Origin of the sequence: Actinopolyspora lacussalsi subsp. righensis, from assembly GCF_900116555.1 — a bacterium.
Taxonomy (GTDB): Bacteria; Actinomycetota; Actinomycetes; order Mycobacteriales; family Pseudonocardiaceae; genus Actinopolyspora; species Actinopolyspora lacussalsi.
On the sequence record NZ_FPAT01000002.1, the window covers coordinates 364,105 to 381,941 of the forward strand.

Sequence of the window (17,837 nt, forward strand, 5' to 3'; positions counted from 1 at the left end):
ATCGCCGCCCGCCGTGTCGATCCGGCGTGCGGTGTCGTGGCCACCGTCGGCGGCACTCCGTTGTGACGCCCGCCATAAAATCCCGACTCGCCGGTGGCGACACCCCCACTTCTCAGTTCTCTCTCAGGGGTTCGGGTAAGACTGGGGGACATGCGCATACTCGTCGTCGATGACGACCGTGCCGTTCGGGAGTCGTTGCGAAGATCTCTCGAATTCAACGGTTACCAGGTGGAACTGGCCTCGGACGGTCAGCAGGCCCTGGACTCGCTCACCGCCGCGCGACCGGACGCGATGGTCCTCGACGTCATGATGCCCAAGGTGGACGGTCTGGAGGTCGCACGCAGACTGCGGGGGACCGGTGACGACCTGCCGATCCTGGTGCTCACCGCGCGCGAGGCCGTTTCGGATCGTGTGGCGGGTCTGGACGCGGGGGCGGACGACTACCTGCCCAAACCCTTCGCGCTGGAGGAACTGCTCGCCCGACTGCGAGCGCTGTTGCGCAGGGCGAGTCCACCGGATCCCGAGGAGGGCATCCCGGAGTCGCTGCGGTTCGCCGACCTGGAGCTGGATCCCGGCACCCGCGAGGTGCGGCGGGGGAGTCGTGCCATCAGCCTGACGCGTACCGAGTTCGCGCTGCTCGAACTGCTCATGGCGCACCCCAAGCAGGTGCTCACTCGCAGCAGGCTGCTGGAGGACGTCTGGGGCTACGATTTCCCGACGACGGGCAACGCCCTGGAGGTCTACGTCGGGTATCTGCGCCGCAAGACGGAGGCCTCGGGTGAACCGAGGTTGATTCACACCGTCCGCGGTGTCGGCTACGTGCTTCGGGAGAATCCACCGTGACCACACCGGCCCCGCCACCTTCGGAACTGACCGGGTCGTCCCCCTCCGAGGGGCAGACCGGCAGATGGCAGCGGGCTTCGCTGCGCAACAGGGTGACCCTGCTGGCCGCCGCCTGCGTGGCGGGGGCCGTCGCGCTGGTCTCGGTCGGCGCTTTTCTGACGGTTCGGGACAGCCTCCACGAGCAGGTGGACCAGAACCTGCGGGAACGCGCCAGCCAGGCGGTCTCCGGTCCGCAGGTGCTGGAACCCAACCTGCGTTCGGTTCCCGCCGCCTTCTACGCGGCGGCCAACTTGCGAATCTGTCTGGTCACCGCCGACGGCAGGGCGCTGACCGGGCCCGGCAAGGCCCCACCGTGGGGGCACGCGGAGTTGGCGGTGGCGCGTGGTCTCACGGAGTCCTCGCTGCGGACCGACGACGCCACCAACAGCAGGGTGGTGGCGCTGCCCGCCGGGGACGACCGTGCCCTGGTCATGTCGCAGTCACTGGCCTCGACCAAGGCCACGTTGGCCCAGCTCAGCGTGGTGCTCGTCGTGATCGGCGGTGCGGGCATCCTGCTCGCCGCCGCCGCGGGGACCGCGGTGGCTCGCACGGCGCTGCGACCGGTGCAACGACTCACCGCTGCCACCGAACGTATCGCTCGGACGGGCGACCTGCGTCCGATTCCGGTGAGCGGCGACGACGAGCTGGCACGGTTGACCACCAGCTTCAACAAGATGCTCGGGGCGCTGGCCGAGTCCCAGGAACAGCAGCGAAGGCTGGTCGCCGATGCCGGGCACGAACTGCGCACCCCGCTGACCTCGTTGCGCACGAACCTCGAACTGCTCATCGCCTCAGACCGGCCGGGCAGTCCCCAACTGTCCGACGAGGACCGTGCCGAGATGCTCGGTGACGTGCAGGCGCAGATCACCGAGCTGTCCGCGCTGGTGGGAGATCTCGTGGAGCTGGCTCGGGAGGACGCGCCGAACGCGGTGCACGAGCCGCTCGAACTGGTAGACGTCGTGGAGCGGGCGCTGAGCCGGGCCAGGCGGCGTGCCTCCGAGGTGGAGTTCGATGTTCGGCTGGGGCAGTGGTCGATGCTCGGCGACGCCACCGCGTTGGAACGTGCGGTGCTGAACCTGCTGGACAACGCGGCCAAGTGGAGCCCCGCAGGGGGGATCGTGCGGGTGGAGTGCCGGCAGCTCGACGCGGGATTCGCGGTCTTCGAGGTCGCCGACAGTGGGCCGGGCATCCCGGAGGAGGACCGCAGGCACGTCTTCGAGCGGTTCTACCGTTCCACCGAGGCGAGGCCGTTGCGCGGATCAGGACTGGGACTGGCGATCGTCAAGCAGGTGGCCGAGCGGCACGGCGGAAGCGTGGCAGCGGGCGAGGCGCCGGAGGGCGGAGCGATGATCTCGATGTATCTGCCCGGCCGCGCCGATCCCGAGCAGGACGCCCCACAGCAGCCCGCACGTCCGACCTGAGGCGGTCCCGCCGTTCCTCCGGGCCGGACGGTTCCGCCACGCTGCCCGGTGCGGCTCGCGGACGGCGGGTGCACCCGCGAGCTCTCCCGCTGCGGGCACTGTTCCGGTTTCCCGGATCGCCGGACGGGCTGTTTCCCACGTCTGCAGCACACCTGGCGGAGTGGTGCTGGCTTTGTGTGGTTTCTATGCTGCTTCGTGTAGGGTATTGTTGGTTTGTGTTTACTTGACGAGTAAAGTTCGCGTGGTTTCGTGATGACTTCGATCGCGACACTCGCGTCGGATTCGCGGCGAACACGGCGGGGTTGGAGTGGTGATGCTGGCACGTCAGCGTCAGGACATGATACTGGACGAAGTTCGTAGAACCGGCGCTGTGCAGGTGAGCGACCTCGTGCAGCGCCTCGGCGTGTCCGATATGACCATCCGCAGGGATCTCGACGCCTTGGCGGCACGCGGGGCGGTCGAGAAGGTCTACGGCGGCGCCACCTCCGTGCTGGACCGCAGCACCGACGAGCCCGGTTTCGAAGCCAAGTCGGTGTACCAACCCGCGGAGAAGGAAGCCATAGCCGAGCGGGCCGCGCGGCTCGTCCGCCCGGGGTCGGCCATCGGGCTCTCGGCGGGCACCACCACCTGGACGCTGGCACGGCACCTCGACGACGTCGCCGATCTGACCGTGGTGACCAATTCCGTGCGCATCGCCGATGTGCTCCAGCAGCGCGGCCGTGCCGACCGCACCGTGATCCTGACCGGTGGGGTGCGTACCCCATCCGACGCGCTCGTCGGTCCGGTGGCCGTGCGCGCGCTGCACTCGCTGCACCTGGATCTGGTCTTCCTGGGGGTGCACGGGATGAGCACCCGCGCCGGTTTCACCACACCCAATCTCGACGAGAGCGAGACCAACCGCGCGCTCGCGCGGGCGGCCAACCGGCTGGTCGTGATAGCGGATCACGCCAAGTGGTCCACGGTCGGTATCTCCACCATCGTCGGCCTCGAGGAGGCCGACGTGCTGATCAGTGATGACGGATTGCCCGAGGAAGCGCGTCGGGTGCTCGGGGAGCGGATCGCGGAGCTGTCGATCGCTCCCGTCTCCGGTGAGCGGGGCGAATCGGCCGATTCCACGTATGAGGACACTATGCGGGCGGAGAGTGAGCAGTGAGGCGAACCGCGCGGCAGCTGGCCGACGGGCGGGAAATCATCTACTTCGACTCGGAGGCCACGGCGCCGGAACGAACCGCCGAGGACCTCCGTGAGCTCGACGGGCCACCCACGGCACCGGAGATGCGGCGTGACCCGTTGACCGGCGAGTGGATCGCCATGGCCGCACATCGGCAGAGCCGCACCTACAAGCCGCCGGCCGATCTTTGCCCGTTGTGTCCCAGCGAGCCGGGCAAACCCAGTGAGATCCCGGAGGGCGACTACGAGGTCGCCGTGTTCGAGAACCGGTTCCCCTCGTTCGCGGCGCCCGAGGAACCGTCCGCTTTTTCCGGCCCCGGAGTGCTGGACACGGATCCACTGGTCCGACGGGCTCCGGCCAGTGGCAGGTGTGAGGTCGTGTGCTTCACGTCCGAGCACCGCAGCTCGTTCGCCGCGCTGACCCCACGACACGCGCGCACCGTCGTGGACGCCTGGGCCGACCGCACGGCCGAACTCGCCGAGGTGAACGGGGTGGAACAGGTGTTCTGCTTCGAGAACCGGGGCGAGGAGATCGGGGTGACGCTGCATCATCCGCACGGCCAGATCTACGGGTATCCCTTCGTCACCCCCAAGACCGGCCAGCTGCTGCGAAACGCCGAGGAACACCACCGAACCCACGGCAGCCACCTGCTCGGTGACGTGCTCGCCGCCGAGCGTTCCTCCGGGCAACGCGTGATCCGCGAATCCGAGCACTGGACGGTGTTCGTGCCACCCGCCGCCCGTTGGCCCGTGGAGCTCATGGTCGTCCCACACCGTCGGGCTCCCGACCTGGCCGCCCTCACCGCCGAGGAACGCGACGATCTCGCCGAGGTCTATCTCGACGCGCTGCGCAGACTGGACCGTCTCTACGGCAGGCCGCTGCCCTACATCGCGGCGTGGCAGCAGGCGCCCGTTCGGTTCGGCAGGGAACTGTCCTGGCTGCACCTGAACCTGTTCTCGGTGCTGCGCTCGCCGGACAAGCTCAAATACCTGGCCGGTTCGGAGTCCGGGATGGGAGTCTGGATCAGTGATGTGACCCCGGAACAGGTCGCGGAGCGACTTCGCGAGGTGTTCTGATCGGCCTGCCCGCCCGGCCCGGGGAGGCGGAACGGATTCATCGTTCGCTTCCAAGCCTGATCTCAGGCGGCTCTCAGCCGGATAGCGCAGAGTGGAGACATGAGCGAAAATCACCCTGGTTCTCCCGACGAAAGTCAGGATCGCCCCGACACACCGACCGAGTACGGTGCTCCTCGGCCGGAGTCCGGTGAACAAGGCGTCGCCGGTGCCGCTTCGACGGGACCCGCGGAGTCCGGAGAGGCTCGGGAAAGCTCCGAGGGGCCGCCGCCGGAGTCGACGCAGCGAGTCGACGCCTCCGGAGCCGCACCGGACAGCACCGAGGATTCGACCACGTGGCAACAGGGAGCTTCGCGGTCCGGAACCGACCACACCACCTCCACCGGTCCCACCACCGGCACGGAATCCACTCCCTCGTCCGACCCGTCCGAGGCCTCCGAGCAGCGACCGTGGAGCCCGCACTCCGGTACCGAGCCCCAGCAGCCGTACACCCCGCAGCAGTCCCAGCAGCCCCAGCAGCCCCACGGGTTGGGCAATCCGCCACAGCAGTACGCGGGCCAGCAGCAGTACCCGGGCCAGCAATACCCGGGCCAGCAATACCCGGGACAGCAGTACCCGGGACAGCCCGGGCAGCCGATGCAGCCGGGGCAGTATCCCGGCCAGTACGCGGGCCAGCCCGGTGCTGCCGCGGGTGGCCCGCAGCAGCCGGGGCAGTACGGCGCGCAGCAACTGCCACCACAGACCGATCCGCAATACCCCTACATGACCCAGCAGTACCCCCAGCCCCCGGTCGAGGAGCCACCGAGATCCGGGAGTGGCGGTGCTCGTGGGCGCCTGCTGGTCGGTATGACCGCGTTAGCCCTGGTGGCCGGTCTGGTGGGAGGCGCTGGAGGCACCTACGCCGTTTACCAGGCCACCGGGGGCAGCGGCGTAGTCACCTCCTTCGACCAGCAGGCACCCTCCTCGGAGAACAGCAGCAGCGCGCCCTCGGGGTCGGTGCGATCCGTCGCCGACACGGTGCTGCCGAGCGTGGTGCAGATCCAGGTGCAAACCACCAGGGGTGCTTCGGGATCCGGCTCGGGAATCATCATCAGCGAGGACGGATACATCCTCACGAACAATCACGTCGTGGAGGGGGCCTCCCAGGCGGGCGGTGATCTCGTCGCGCGCTTCAACGACGGACAGGTCGGTCAGCTCAACGTGGTCGGTACCGCCCCGTGGTCCGATCTCGCCGTGGTCAAAGCCGATGTCACCGGTCTGACCCCGGCGAAGTTGGGCAACTCGGGAGAGCTGGATGTCGGCTCGGGAGTGGTCGCGATCGGATCCCCGTACGGGCTCTCCGGAACCGTGACCAGCGGTATCATCAGTGCCAAGGACCGTCCTGTCCGCGCGGGCGGCCAGAGCGGAACTCAGGCCACGGTGCTCAACGCGTTGCAGACCGACGCCGCGATCAACCCCGGCAACTCGGGTGGGCCGCTCGTCGACATGAACGGCCGGGTGATCGGCATCAACTCCGCCATCTACAGCCCCAGTTCCTCCAGCGAACAGGCCGGATCGGTGGGACTCGGTTTCGCTATCCCGATCGACCACGCCCGTAGGATCGGCAAGCAGCTCATCGAGGACGGATCGGCCGCTCGTACCACGCTCGGTGTGCAGGTGCGGGTCGTCGGAAACGTCAACGGTGGTCTCGTCGTGGAGGTTCCCTCGGGTGGACCGGCGGCCGAGGCCGGTGTCAAGAGCGGTGACGTCATCACCAAGGTGAACGATCGCACGATCACCAGCGGCGACGAGCTGATCGCGGCCATCCGCTCCTACGCGCCGGGCGATACCGTCACGCTGACCATCACCAACGAGCAGGGTGGCAACAAGCACACGGTCGAAGCGACACTGACCGGCCGGGAGTAGTGAGACCTCCGGCGTTGGTGCCCTGCCCTTGAGTGCCCGGAGCTCTCGAATACCCGGAGCTCTCGAATACCCGAAGCCATCGAGCGCCCGGATGGATCCGAGCACCACGCAGTACCCCCCCCGATGATCAGGAGCAGACATGGACGGTCGATACGGCAGTGTCGTGGATCACCCGCTCCGCGAGGTGAAGACATCGGATCCACTGGATCCGGACGGTGATCCGTCGGCCGCTACGGTGAGCGATATGGAACGCAACGCGCAGCGGTTGGGACGAGCGCTGGTGGTCGTTGTCGACGACCGGGTCTCGCAGAGTGAGCAGGAGGACACCACCGGTCCGTTGGTGACCGAGCTGTTGGAGGAGGCGGGATTCATCGTCGACGGCAGCGTCGCAGTCGCCGGTGAGACCGTGGAAATCAGGAACGCGTTGAACACAGCCGTGATCGGCGGCGTGGACATGGTCATCACCGTCGGCGGCACCGGGGTGTCGCCGCGCGACGTCACGCCGGACGCCACGTCCGGCGTGTTGGATCGACCGGTTCCCGGGATCGCCGAGGCGCTGCGCGCCTCCGGACTGGCGGCGGGAGCCGTCGACGCGGGGGTTTCCCGTGGTCTGGTCGGCGTCTCCGGCAGCACGCTGGTTGTCAACCTGGCCGGTTCGCGCGCGGCCATCCGGGACGGTATGGCCACGCTGACCCCGCTGGTGACGCACGTGATCGAGCAGCTTTCCGGCATCGACGGCATCTGACGGCGGTGCCACGTCGCGGGCGCGGTGCGCGGCGAAACAGACCACCACCGGCCGTCACGGCGAACTGAGCACACTCCAGGAGCACCACGAGACCTCCCCGCTGTGGAGCACCGGAGGTGCGCACGGGGACGGCTCCGTGGCGACGGGCGAGAACGAGCGGGACAATGGCGTCGTGAACCAGCAGGAATATCAGGCCGGGCGACAACCGGCTTCGCGGCGCCGATCCCGTTCGATCGACGAGATTTTCGGCGATGTACTGCCGGAAACCACGGCGGACGAGCGTGACGGCTCCGAGAACGGGGGCTCGAACTCCTGGTACATCGAGAACAGACCGCCCCATCACGACTCCTGACCTTTCGAGTGAGGTCGGCGGCTCGGAGTGCGGTCTGCGTCGAAGCCGCGCGGCGATTTCGCGAGAAATCGACGCCGTTCGAGCCGCGCGACAGTGGACGGTGAGAGCGATTCAGCGCGGGGTAGATCCAGGGCTGCTTCTATTCAGCGCAGGGTCATCGTCACCGATTCGTGTAGCGTCGCCGCGGCCACGTCGGCGGCGCGACGGCGTTCGAGCCCGACGACCACAAGTGTGTCGCCTTCGGCGTCCCCCTCGGAGGGATGAACCGCTACGACGGTCGCTCGTTCGGCCAGTATCCGGGTGTTTCCGCTCCTGCCGCCGACTATGTCCACGCGCAGGCCGGGGTGAAGCAGTTCGGCCACCGCCTCGTCGGCGGGCCGGATCGCGACCGCGGCCTCGGTTTCGCCACCCGTGGTCAGCTCGGTGAGCGGATCGTCCAACAGGCTCAGGTCGGTCAGTGGTTCGCCGCGACGCGCCGCGCGTGCCAGGACCTCGCCGGTGACTCGTTCTCGCTGCCGCAGCGCTCGGTCCGGAACCAGCCGCTCCGGCATCCGGACCGTCGTGACGTCCCGCGGACCGACCCGGGTCCCCGGAGTCAGATCTCGGGACGCGGTCAGCACCGTCTTCGTTCTCGAAGCGGTCCCGGAGTGCGCGGGCAGTGCGTACCACCCCGCCATCAGCAGCAGCACGGCCGCCAGGGCACGACGGAGCAGCACGATTCGTCTGCCCCGCATCCGCATCGTCTCGCGCAGCCGTTCCCGCGCGCCTCGCCGTAGCCGTCGGTCAGCGGTGCTTTCCCGCAATTCGATCTCCCGCTCGGTGCGTGGTGATTCTCGTCACCACGAGTCTGGAGCGGCGTCGGAGGTTCCGAACAAACTCGACCGGCTCCGCTGTGGAGCGTCGATCCGGATGTGGACGGCAGCGGGGGTGGCGGAACCGGGTCAGGAAGCCCGTGTCCCCGCGCGTCATCCTGCCGCGAGCCACCGTACGGCCGAGCCGCGGAACGGATGGGGTGCCGAACCGGGCCTGCCGGTGCGGTCTCCCGCTGTCCGCCCGTGGCTCGCCCGGACAGCGGACGTACCTCGGGATCCGCGAGGGAGCGGTTCTGTCAGTTCGTGGCCGCGGAGGTCTGCGTCTGGGCTCCGGAGGAGCTCGATTCCGAGGAACCACCGGAACTCCCACCCGACGACTCGGAACTCCCGGAGCTTCCCGAACCGGAGCTGTCGGAGGAGCCGTTGCCCGAGCCGGAGTTCGTCCCCGCCGAGGCCCCGGACTCGCTCGAGGAGTTCGACCCGCGGCTGTCGTTGCGGTAGAACCCGCTGCCCTTGAAGACGACACCCACCGCGTTGAACTTCTTCCGCAGCCTGCCCGAGCACTCCGGGCAGTCGGTGAGCGAGTCCTCACTCAACGACTGGAAGGTCTCAAAATCGTGCCCGCAGGCGGTGCAGGCGTACTGGTAAGTGGGCACGGGTCTCATACCTCCGGAATCGGACGGCGACGCATCGACGCGCCGCGCTCGGTGACACACGCGGTGCCGGTCCCCGGACAACGACATTGGCACTCGAACGGGACGAGTGCCAATACGATAATGCTGCACGGCTGGACACCGACGCAATCGGGGCTGCGTCACAATGCGACGTCGATAATGTCACGCGCCCGAAGGAGCTTCGGGGACCGCCCGTAACCGGAATCACACCGGTAGGCGGGTGAATCCGGAAGCGGGGGTCACGACTCCGGTGACACGCACGTCGTGTGCCTCGGCGGGCAGTTCCTCGACGAACTCCGAGTCCCGAACCACCGCCGCGAGCTCGGCCGAATCGTCGGCCAGCGGCAACGACCGGTCGTAGAAACCGGCACCCTTACCCAAGCGTACCCCTCGTCGGTCCACGGCCAGGGCGGGAACCAGCACCGCGCCCGCCTCCGAGATCGCACCCGCTCCCAGGTGGGGCGTGCTCGGTTCCAGCAGTCCGTAGGTCGCACGACGCAGCGAGTCCGGCCCCTCGTAGGCCGCCCACTCCAACGGGTTCCTGCCCGCCATGACGGGCAGCAACACGCGGTGGCCCCGTGCCACGAGGCTGTCGAGCAGTTCCGGTGATCCGGGTTCGGACCCCACCGGCACATAGGCGCAGACGGTTGTGATCCGTGTCTCGGACAACCATTCGATTATCGTCGTTCGCAGCGCACGGTTCTCCTCGGTACGGGTTCGTTCGGTGAGCGCGTCACGTTCCGAACCCAGCCTGCGTCGCCACTGTTCTTTTCGGTTCAGTTCGTCTTCCGAGAGCGTCACGAGACGAAGGGTAGTCAATATCGCTAGGCTCGCGGTCATGAGTAGCCTGACAAGCTCGCAGGCGGCTGCGGCTTTCCGCACCGCGATCGTTCCAGCGGCGGGGCTGGGAACTCGCTTTCTCCCGGCCACGAAATCCGTGCCCAAGGAATTGTTGCCGGTCGTCGACACACCGGGAATCGAACTGGTGGCGGAGGAGGCGGCCGAAGCCGGTGCCGACCGCCTGGTCGTCGTCACCGCTCCGGACAAGAGTTCGGTGGTCGAACACTTCCACCCCCAGCCGGAACTGGAAGCCACTCTCGAGGCCAGGGACAAGCAGCGACTGCTTCGCAAGGTGCGCCGGGCCCCGGAGCTCATCACGGCCGATTCCGCCATTCAGGACAAGGCACTGGGACTCGGGCACGCCGTGGCCTGTGCCGAGCCGAACCTCGGTGCCGACGAGGACGCTGTCGCGGTGCTGCTGCCGGACGATCTGGTCTACCCCGCGAGTGCCGACGAGAGCGGTGTGCTGACCAGGATGTCCGAGGTGCGTTCCCGTCACGGCGGCAGCGTGCTGTGTGCCTTCGACGTGCCGCCCGAGCGGACCTCTTCCTACGGCGTCTTCGACGTTTCCGACACCGAGGAGCCCGATGTCAAACGTGTCCGCGGCATGGTGGAGAAGCCCCAACCCGCCGAGGCCCCATCCAATCTCGCGGCCGCGGGCCGCTATCTGCTCGACCGTCAGGTGTTCGACGCGTTGCGGCGCATCGAACCGGGTGCCGGCGGTGAACTGCAACTGACCGATGCCGTAGCGTTGCTGATCGCCGAGGGGCACCCGGTCCACGTCGTGGTCCATCGCGGGACGCGGCACGATCTGGGAAATCCCGGAGGTTTCCTGAAAGCGGCGGTCGATTTCGCGCTGCGGGACTCCGAGTACGGGACTGACCTGCGAGAGTGGCTGGGCGAACGGTTGAACCGGAGCTGAGCTCCGTACGCCGCTGTCCCGTGCGCGTACCGGTCAACAGTGTCTTCGCCGAAGAGGTCGAGCCATGAGATCAGTGGATGAACAGCTTGCACGGGTACTCGCGGCCGCCGTGCGGCCTTCACCTGTTCGGGTGGCAATAGCGGAGGCGCAGGGCTTGTTGTGCGCCGAGGAAGTCGTGGCGGAGCGGGCGTTGCCGGGTGCCGACCAGGCCGCCGTGGACGGCTACGCGGTTCGCAGCGTCGATGTTCGCCACGCCGGTAGTGAACCGGTGGAGCTGCCCGTAGTGGGTGAGGTGACCGCCGGTTCACGACAGCCCCGTCGACTGCAGCCGGGTCAGACGGTTCACGTCACCACCGGCGCCCCGCTGCCGACGCTGGCCGACGCGGTGGTGCCGGTCTCGGAGACGGATCAGCATCCCGCCAAGGTCACGATCTGGCGTTCGGTGCCCTCGGCGGCCTTCGTCCGTCGCGAGGGTGAGGACGTGCGGTCCGGTGACGCCGCGGTCCGGCGGGGCACGGCGATCGGTCCCGCCCAGGTCGGTCTGCTGGCCGCGGTCGGCAGGAGCAAGGTACTGGTGCATCCCAGACCGCGGATATCGATCATCTCGTTGGGACCGGAACTGGTCGATGTGGACCGTACTCCCGGTGCGGGGCAGGTTTACGACGTGAACTCCTATGCGCTCGCGGCGGCGGCCAGGGACGCCGGTGCCGAGGTGACCAGGGTGGGCATCGTCGATTCCGATCCCAAACGCCTGCGCGAGGTGGTGGAGGGCAGGCTGCTGCTTTCCGAGATCGTGATCATCGCCGGCGGTGCGGGCGGTTCCGCGGCCGAGGAGGTCCGCTCCTGTTTGGCGGAGCTCGGCGAGCTCGACACCACGAGAGTGGCCATGCACCCCGGTTCCACCCAGGGATTCGGACGACTGGGGCCCGACCGGGTGCCCACCTTCCTGCTCCCCGCCAACCCCGTGAGCGCTCTCGTCGTCTTCGAAGTACTGATAAGGCCGCTGTTGCGCTCGGCGCTGGGCAAGGCGAATCCGCATCGTCGTTCCATAGCAGCGGAGCTGGTATCGCCGGTTTCGTCCACGAAGGGGAGACGCGGTTTCGTACGGGGCAGACTGCTGCGCGACGCCGAGGGCGGTTCCTACCTGGTGCAGCCGGTGGGCGGCTCCGAGGAGCATCTGCTGGCTTCGTTGGCCGAGGCCAATTGCCTGATGATGCTCGACGAGGACGTCACTCAGGCCGTGGCAGGCGAGTGGCTCCGGGTGAGTTTCCTGTCACAGCGGTCCTGAGAACAGTGCTGACGCATCCGCTCGGCGCGGCGGGGTGCTTTCGAGTCAGCGTTTCCAGTGATGGGAGCCGGTGTTCGTTATGGCGGGAGCCGTCCCCGAATTCGAGCTCGCCGAGGGCAGACATCCCGGTTGGCCCGCCAGGGTCGGGCCGCTGGTGGTGCCGGCGGGCAGGGTGGCGTTGCGCCCGCCCAGGCTGCGCGACGCCGCCGCTTGGAGCGAGGTGCGGCTGCGGGACAGGGACTACCTGCGGCGTTGGGAACCCACCGGTGGTGACTGGAACCAGCGCAACACGAGCACTGCCTGGTTCGGACAGTGGAACGCGCTGCGCAGGATGGCGAGACGCGGCCATGTGCTGCCGTTCGTCATAACGCTGGACGGTGCGTTGGCGGGGCAGCTCACCATCGGGAACATCATCCGGGGTGCGTTGCGTTCCGGATGGATCGGCTACTGGGTCTCGCGGCAGAGCGCGGGCTCGGGAGTGGCCACAGCCGCCGTGGCGCTGGCCGTGGACCACTGCTTCGGCCCGACCGGACTCCACCGACTGGAGGCGACGGTGCGTCCGGAGAACTCACCCAGTGTGCGGGTCCTGGAGAAGTCGGGGTTCCGGCGCGAGGGGTTGTTCGAGCGGTATCTCGACGTGGCCGGAGCCTGGCGCGACCACTGGGTTTACGCGTTGACCCGTGAGGAGGTCCCCGAAGGGGCGGTGGCCGCGTTGATTCGATCGGGTCGTGCCGAGCGGCCCTGACGGAGCAGCTCCGACTCGGCTGCCGCGGCCACCGGGCGTTCCGCCCGCTGTGCGGGGTCGATGATTCCGCCGAACGCGCTCTCTGATGATGTTGTGTATTGACGATCACACGATCTCATTAGGAATCACTGGTTCTTTCGGGTGAAATCCATCGACAAAATTTGATCACTGCGCGTCGTGTCTTGCCCCGTTTGCGGGATTTTCGTGCGTGCTTGGAGCGAGCCGGGCTCGGCGTGGCTCCAAGACAGGTATGAGGGTTCTGGATAACGTGGACAGTGCAGGTGTGTGCCGCCGTTTGCCAGGGGGAGGTGGCAAGGTGTGCTCAGCGCACTGATTTTCGTGGGGTTGGCAGCGGCTTGGCTCGTCGTTCTGGTGCCCATGTTCGTCCGCCGCGGCCGACGAGTCCCACGTACGACGGATACCGCGCTGAACTCGCGAGTGGTTCGGCGCGGTGGCCAGTCCCGGCCCGGGGCGGGTGGAACGAGCGGCAGTGGAAACAAGGAGGCGCTCACGATGCCTGACAGCACAGCAGGCAAGTCCCGTTCATCGGCCGCGCGGGACGACTCGGACCGAACCGACGTCGACGACGAGTTCGACGCCACGGGACGCGAGCACTGGAGTGGTTCGGACAGCGACGAGACGGGGTCGGGACGGCGTTACCGCCCCGGCCGAGGTGGCTTCGATCCGGACGCCGCCGCGCTGGCGGCACGTACCAAGTACGCGCGCAGACAGCGGATCGTGCTAGCCATGCTCGCGGTGGCCGTGGTGACCGCGGTGCTCGCCGGGTTGTCCTGGTCGGCGCTGTGGTGGGTGCACGGTCTCACCGATCTGCTGCTGATCGGATACCTGGGGTATCTGCGTAAGCAGGTGCGGATCGAGGAGGACGTGCGCAGTCGCAGGCTCGCGCGGCTCTCCGGTGAGTCGGACGAGCGTGACAAGGGGCACGAGGGCTCCCCGCACGCCGTGACCGAGTCCGGTTACCCGGCCGACGAGCCCGTTCCGGAGGAGAGGCCCGCGGGGGCACGACCGGACGTTTCCCGTCCCGGGGACGCCGAGGTGCTCGACATCGACGACGAGGATCCCGAGTTCGACGAACTCGACGATCGGTTGTGGCAGCCGTACCGCCGTGCGGTGGGAGAATAACGTCGAACGGCGGATGGGTGGGGGGTGTGCCCATCCGCCTGCGGCGGTTGCTATGCTAGTCGCGCACTCGGTCGGAAGGCCGGGAGCGCCGGGGCTGTAGCGCAGTTGGTAGCGCGTCTCGTTCGCATCGAGAAGGTCCGGGGTTCGATTCCCCGCAGCTCCACCGGGTCGCTCACTGTGCGAACCATTTTTCGAGGCCGTTTCCGCTGGCAAAGCGGGGACGGCCTCGTTTTTATCGCGGAGCCGGGTCGCGTGCCTCCTCCCCGCCCGGCACCAATGCGACACCAGCCCGACCTGATCACCGGTTACCTCGCCAAGACCGGACTGGGCCTCCCATCGCCATGACCCCGATCTCCAACCACCTCTAGCGGCGCGCGGAGGTATCCGAGTAGCGTACCGACTGGACGGTATGCATGTCGGTGCTCGGTGTCCGAACTTGGGTGACCTTCGTGCTGTAGCGAATGCCGTCGCTACGAGAATCCGACTACTACAGGGAGTGTCGATGGCAGTCGATCCCGCGGCGGACGATCTCGCACGCGTGCTGGACGAAGTCCCGGAGGGACCTTTCGTGATGCTCAACCTGCTGCGGTTCACCCCGGACGGCCGCTCTTCATACGAGGAGTACTCGAGGCGGGCCAGGCCCTTGCTGCAGCGTTACGGGGGTGAGGTCATCTATGTCGGCGATGGAACTACACCCTTGGTCGCCGAGGAAGGACAGGACTGGGACGCGGTGCTGCTCGTCCGATACCCCGATCGGGAGGCGTTCAGCCGTATGGTCGCGGATCCCGAGTACCAGGAGATCACCGGTCTGCGTGCCCGTGGGCTCGCTGAGGCCGTGCTCCAGCCGACTCTCCCCTGGGGCTCGCGTCGCGACTCCTGACGAGCTCGGGCGGCGGGGAGCGTCGCGCCGACCGCCGGAGTGAATCCCGGTACCGCAGGGCCGATTGTCCGGTAGGCGTCAGGTACTCCTCGAGCCCGCTGGTCACTTCAGAGGGCAGGACGGCGAGGCATCCGTTTTCGGGCCGTTGCCGGCCGTCGTGCACGCATCTCGCCGTCCGGCTGCGGGCGTCCACGCGGTAGGCCGATGCGCGTGATTGTCCACAGGACCTACGCATTGCGGGACATTCGTCGATATCCGCGGCGTCGGGTATCGCCCCCTCATGCCGAAACCCGGCCGCTCAGACCCGGCACCGTCAACGAGGTGGATCTCGCAGCGGACATCCACCCGACTTTGACTCTGCTGCCCACCGGCAGTGCGACATCGTCGAACGTGGCATCAACCGCTGCAAACTGAGCCACTCGCTCGGCGCGGGAAACGGTGGTCGCACCATCGGTCTAGCGAGGAAAACCGGAATGAATCACGTGAGATCGGCATTTTGGAGCATAGTGGACTGCTAGCCTCGGCCACTGTGAACGAGGCTGGATGGACACTCAACGATGAGGACTGGGAACGAACCCAGTACGAGGATCAAGACATACGTGATACCGCCGAGGGGAGTGCGAACGTACTCACCGGACGGGACGCATCCGGAGTCGTGACTGTCGAAGTCATGTCAGATGGTGATGTAGTTGCTGTGCGCCTTGCTTCCGGATGGAAAGGCAGTGTCGAGCCGCACAGCCTGAACAGTGTCGTCCTTGAGGCAGCCAACGCCGCCACGGCGCAGGCGTTGTCGCAGAAGATGGAAGGGTTCGATCCTGAGGCAGCGGTCGCCGGTTCGTCTGTCCGATCCGAGTCCGCAGAGCCCACCGCTGACGAAAGTCACATCACATCCGAAGATGCCATGCGCTTGCTGGATGCTGTCACCGCAGATCTCAACGACTTTATGCGTCAGGTTTCCGCCGTCGCCGACCAGCCAACACACGTCGATAGTTCTGGTGGACACGTGACGGCCTCAGGGCAGCGTGGACAGCTCCTGAGCGTAGAGATTAACCCGCAGTGGGCTGGATCCGCCCGTGAGAGCGAAATCGAAGCCGAGATTACCGAGGCTCTCAAAAGGGTTAATAAAAAGAGTTCTCTTGGAGAGCTCGCTAACGGGCCTCAGAGCCGTAACATCGCTGAACTCAACGCGCTTGTCAGGGATCCCCAAGCGCTCATGCGGCGCGTGGGGCTTACGCCCGGACACCGTCCGAACGATAAAGGTGAGTAGGTATGTCTGGCAATGAAAGTATCAACGCGGCGCTCGATGCCATGCGCTCCGATGCTGCGGTATGGAACACGGCAGCGGCCGATATAAAAGGTCCTCTCAACAGCATCTCTAACCTGAAGCTTACTGGTGCGGAAATATCTTTTTTTGCCACTGAGAGAGGGCTGGACGCCACGTACGATTCGGCGCGCGCTGCACTCGAAGACATGCTTGGTAAAGCTGCGGAATATTTTCAAAATATTAGCGACAATCTTGAGAGTGCTGCCCAACAGTACGAACGCGACGATACAGATGCTGCAGGAAAAATTGAACAAGCTGGCCAGGGGTTGAATTAAGGGAAAATTCGAAGGGTTGCAACTATGAATGATACGGCTGCGCAGGTAAATGACAAGGCGAACGAAGTTGATGTGAAAATCAAAGAGTTTTTCGATAAAGCTAATGATATTCTAAGTTGGGTTCCTGATGCGTTTTCACATTTGATTGATCCTGTCAAGAAGGGGTTGCATGATATCAGTCAAAAAATGCAGGAGTTTTGGAATGATGTCAAAAGATTTCTGATTACTGAACGAGGTGAGCCTGATGCGCTTAAGGGTGCTGGCGATCAGTGGATGAGCCAGGTCGGTGATCCGGTACATGATACCGCTGGCGATATTGCGCTTCCCAAGCTGCGTACATACCTCGAATGGGAAGGAAAGGCGTCCGAAGCCTACAAGGCACTCGTGCCCGCGCAGGCTGAGGGGCTCAAGGGCATCAAGGGACTGGCGGAGCAGCTCAGAACGTCCCTGACGAATTTGGGTAACGCAATCGAGTCATTCTGGACTGCCGTGCTCATTGCGTTGGGAGCATTCGTCGTAGCCATTGTAGCCGCCATAGTTGAGGCGTGCGGTATCGTGACCTTGCCTGCTGCCATTCCTACCCTGCTGGGTGCGGTGGGCGCTGCCATCGGCCTCATCGCGACCGCGGTTTCCTCGACTATGAGTATGGTCGACACCATCAACGCTGAGCAAACCGCCATCAATCAGAAGATCCGCGACCTCGGCGACGAGTGGACGCGTTCCAACGCTGATCTCTCGGATGCGACCACGAATGATGGCGACGCTTCGAACTGGCAGGTTGATTGATGTATCCCGGATCGTTTCCTTACCTCCAGTTTATGTGGGTATCACCACCACTTGAAGCCAGGATCAGAAAAAAGCTCGCACGTGGTGGCGTCCCATCGATCGTCGCAGCTGTGTTCTTGGGTGTCATCGTTCTGCTTCTCGATGGCGACCTGATGATCGCGAAGCTGTTTCTCGGAATCGGCACTTTGTGCCTGCTCGCGGCGGGTAGCTATCTTCCGGCTGGACGTCGAAGCTTGTCCGCCGGATATCTTAATTTGACTATCGCGGCTCAAGTGCGTCGTCCGTTGCTGGCACTGTCGATTATCGAGGCGGTGTTAATGGGGGTCGCATATCTACCGCTGGTTATTCATGCGACCGAGCCGACCGACGTGTCAACAGCGTCGCTCGTGATAGCCATGCTGATGCCCGTGTTCATGCTGGGTTTGGTCGTGATGAACTACCTGGTTGTCCGGCGTTTGTTGCCACCAGGTCCTGAGACCCTCCACAAGTACGGCTTGTCCGGGCAGATCGTAGGACCACCGGTTCAACCGGACTCACCACCCAGCCCTCCGCAGGCATCGGGACCGCCACAAGCCTGATCAAACGCGTTTTCCCGAAGC

General features: G+C 66.1%; 19 protein-coding genes and 1 tRNA gene. 17 read left to right on the plus strand and 3 right to left on the minus strand.

The features are described 5' to 3' along the window. Window positions 1–150: 150 nt before the first annotated feature. The 7 genes from BM394_RS05115 (at window position 151) to BM394_RS05145 (ending at window position 7,549) form a co-directional block, all read left to right on the plus strand. Window positions 151–843: a response regulator transcription factor gene (locus BM394_RS05115; RefSeq protein WP_092974509.1), complete on the plus strand. Its 693-nt coding sequence runs from the start codon at window positions 151–153 to the stop codon at window positions 841–843. After that, entirely contained in the window at window positions 840–2,303 is a 1,464-nt protein-coding gene (locus BM394_RS05120; protein ID WP_092974512.1) for a sensor histidine kinase, read from the plus strand. Before BM394_RS05115 ends, BM394_RS05120 begins: the two co-directional genes overlap by 4 nt. A 313-nt stretch (window positions 2,304–2,616) precedes the next feature. Beyond that, window positions 2,617–3,456: a DeoR/GlpR family DNA-binding transcription regulator gene (locus tag BM394_RS05125; RefSeq protein WP_092975090.1), complete on the plus strand. Its 840-nt coding sequence runs from the start codon at window positions 2,617–2,619 to the stop codon at window positions 3,454–3,456. Further along, window positions 3,453–4,550 carry a galactose-1-phosphate uridylyltransferase gene (gene galT / locus BM394_RS05130; RefSeq protein WP_092974515.1) on the plus strand — a complete coding sequence of 366 codons (1,098 nt, stop codon included), beginning with the start codon at window positions 3,453–3,455 and terminating at the stop codon, window positions 4,548–4,550. Before BM394_RS05125 ends, galT begins: the two co-directional genes overlap by 4 nt. Window positions 4,551–4,649: 99 nt before the next feature. Next, window positions 4,650–6,452, plus strand: a complete 1,803-nt coding sequence (locus tag BM394_RS23255) for a S1C family serine protease (protein WP_245779985.1) — start codon at window positions 4,650–4,652, stop codon at window positions 6,450–6,452. A gap of 244 nt (window positions 6,453–6,696) precedes the next feature. Beyond that, entirely contained in the window at window positions 6,697–7,197 is a 501-nt protein-coding gene (locus BM394_RS05140; RefSeq protein WP_092975096.1) for a molybdenum cofactor synthesis domain-containing protein, read from the plus strand. Between the two features lie 172 nt (window positions 7,198–7,369). Continuing rightward, a complete protein-coding gene (locus BM394_RS05145; protein ID WP_092975099.1) occupies window positions 7,370–7,549 on the plus strand; it encodes a hypothetical protein in 180 nt (59 codons plus the stop codon). 143 nt (window positions 7,550–7,692) lie between these two features. Here the strand turns inward: BM394_RS05145 and BM394_RS05150 are convergent, their stop codons facing one another. The 3 genes from BM394_RS05150 to BM394_RS05160 form a co-directional block, all read right to left on the minus strand. After that, complete coding sequence (locus tag BM394_RS05150; protein ID WP_092974518.1) at window positions 7,693–8,352, minus strand: SAF domain-containing protein; 660 nt, start codon at window positions 8,350–8,352, stop codon at window positions 7,693–7,695. Between the two features lie 305 nt (window positions 8,353–8,657). Continuing rightward, window positions 8,658–9,017 (minus strand): FmdB family zinc ribbon protein, encoded by a 360-nt coding sequence (locus tag BM394_RS05155; RefSeq protein WP_092975102.1) that lies wholly within the window; start codon window positions 9,015–9,017, stop codon window positions 8,658–8,660. A gap of 222 nt (window positions 9,018–9,239) precedes the next feature. After that, window positions 9,240–9,836 carry a 5-formyltetrahydrofolate cyclo-ligase gene (locus tag BM394_RS05160; protein WP_217643357.1) on the minus strand — a complete coding sequence of 199 codons (597 nt, stop codon included), beginning with the start codon at window positions 9,834–9,836 and terminating at the stop codon, window positions 9,240–9,242. 37 nt (window positions 9,837–9,873) lie between these two features. Here BM394_RS05160 and BM394_RS05165 point away from each other — a divergent pair, with 37 nt between their 5' ends. The 10 genes from BM394_RS05165 (at window position 9,874) to BM394_RS05210 (ending at window position 17,816) form a co-directional block, all read left to right on the plus strand. Beyond that, window positions 9,874–10,797 carry a UTP--glucose-1-phosphate uridylyltransferase gene (locus tag BM394_RS05165; RefSeq protein ID WP_092974524.1) on the plus strand — a complete coding sequence of 308 codons (924 nt, stop codon included), beginning with the start codon at window positions 9,874–9,876 and terminating at the stop codon, window positions 10,795–10,797. Window positions 10,798–10,861: 64 nt separating this feature from the next. Next, window positions 10,862–12,085 carry a molybdotransferase-like divisome protein Glp gene (gene glp / locus BM394_RS05170; RefSeq protein ID WP_092974526.1) on the plus strand — a complete coding sequence of 408 codons (1,224 nt, stop codon included), beginning with the start codon at window positions 10,862–10,864 and terminating at the stop codon, window positions 12,083–12,085. Window positions 12,086–12,164: 79 nt separating this feature from the next. Beyond that, window positions 12,165–12,830 (plus strand): GNAT family N-acetyltransferase, encoded by a 666-nt coding sequence (locus BM394_RS05175; RefSeq protein ID WP_092974529.1) that lies wholly within the window; start codon window positions 12,165–12,167, stop codon window positions 12,828–12,830. A 513-nt stretch (window positions 12,831–13,343) separates the two neighbouring features. Next, window positions 13,344–13,973 (plus strand): divisome protein SepX/GlpR, encoded by a 630-nt coding sequence (gene sepX, locus BM394_RS05180; protein WP_245779987.1) that lies wholly within the window; start codon window positions 13,344–13,346, stop codon window positions 13,971–13,973. A gap of 90 nt (window positions 13,974–14,063) precedes the next feature. Next, window positions 14,064–14,136: transfer RNA gene (locus BM394_RS05185), tRNA-Ala, on the plus strand. A gap of 339 nt (window positions 14,137–14,475) precedes the next feature. After that, window positions 14,476–14,853, plus strand: a complete 378-nt coding sequence (locus BM394_RS05190) for a DUF1330 domain-containing protein (protein WP_092975105.1) — start codon at window positions 14,476–14,478, stop codon at window positions 14,851–14,853. 529 nt (window positions 14,854–15,382) lie between these two features. Then, window positions 15,383–16,120: a hypothetical protein gene (locus BM394_RS05195; protein ID WP_139235140.1), complete on the plus strand. Its 738-nt coding sequence runs from the start codon at window positions 15,383–15,385 to the stop codon at window positions 16,118–16,120. A 2-nt stretch (window positions 16,121–16,122) separates the two neighbouring features. Continuing rightward, a complete protein-coding gene (locus BM394_RS05200) occupies window positions 16,123–16,452 on the plus strand; it encodes a BAR domain-containing protein (RefSeq protein ID WP_092974538.1) in 330 nt (109 codons plus the stop codon). A gap of 24 nt (window positions 16,453–16,476) precedes the next feature. Beyond that, the gene (locus tag BM394_RS05205; RefSeq protein ID WP_092974541.1) at window positions 16,477–17,238 is read left to right on the plus strand and encodes a hypothetical protein; all 762 of its coding nucleotides are present in this window, start codon (window positions 16,477–16,479) and stop codon (window positions 17,236–17,238) included. Beyond that, window positions 17,238–17,816 carry a hypothetical protein gene (locus BM394_RS05210; RefSeq protein ID WP_130469125.1) on the plus strand — a complete coding sequence of 193 codons (579 nt, stop codon included), beginning with the start codon at window positions 17,238–17,240 and terminating at the stop codon, window positions 17,814–17,816. Before BM394_RS05205 ends, BM394_RS05210 begins: the two co-directional genes overlap by 1 nt. Window positions 17,817–17,837: the final 21 nt, after the last annotated feature.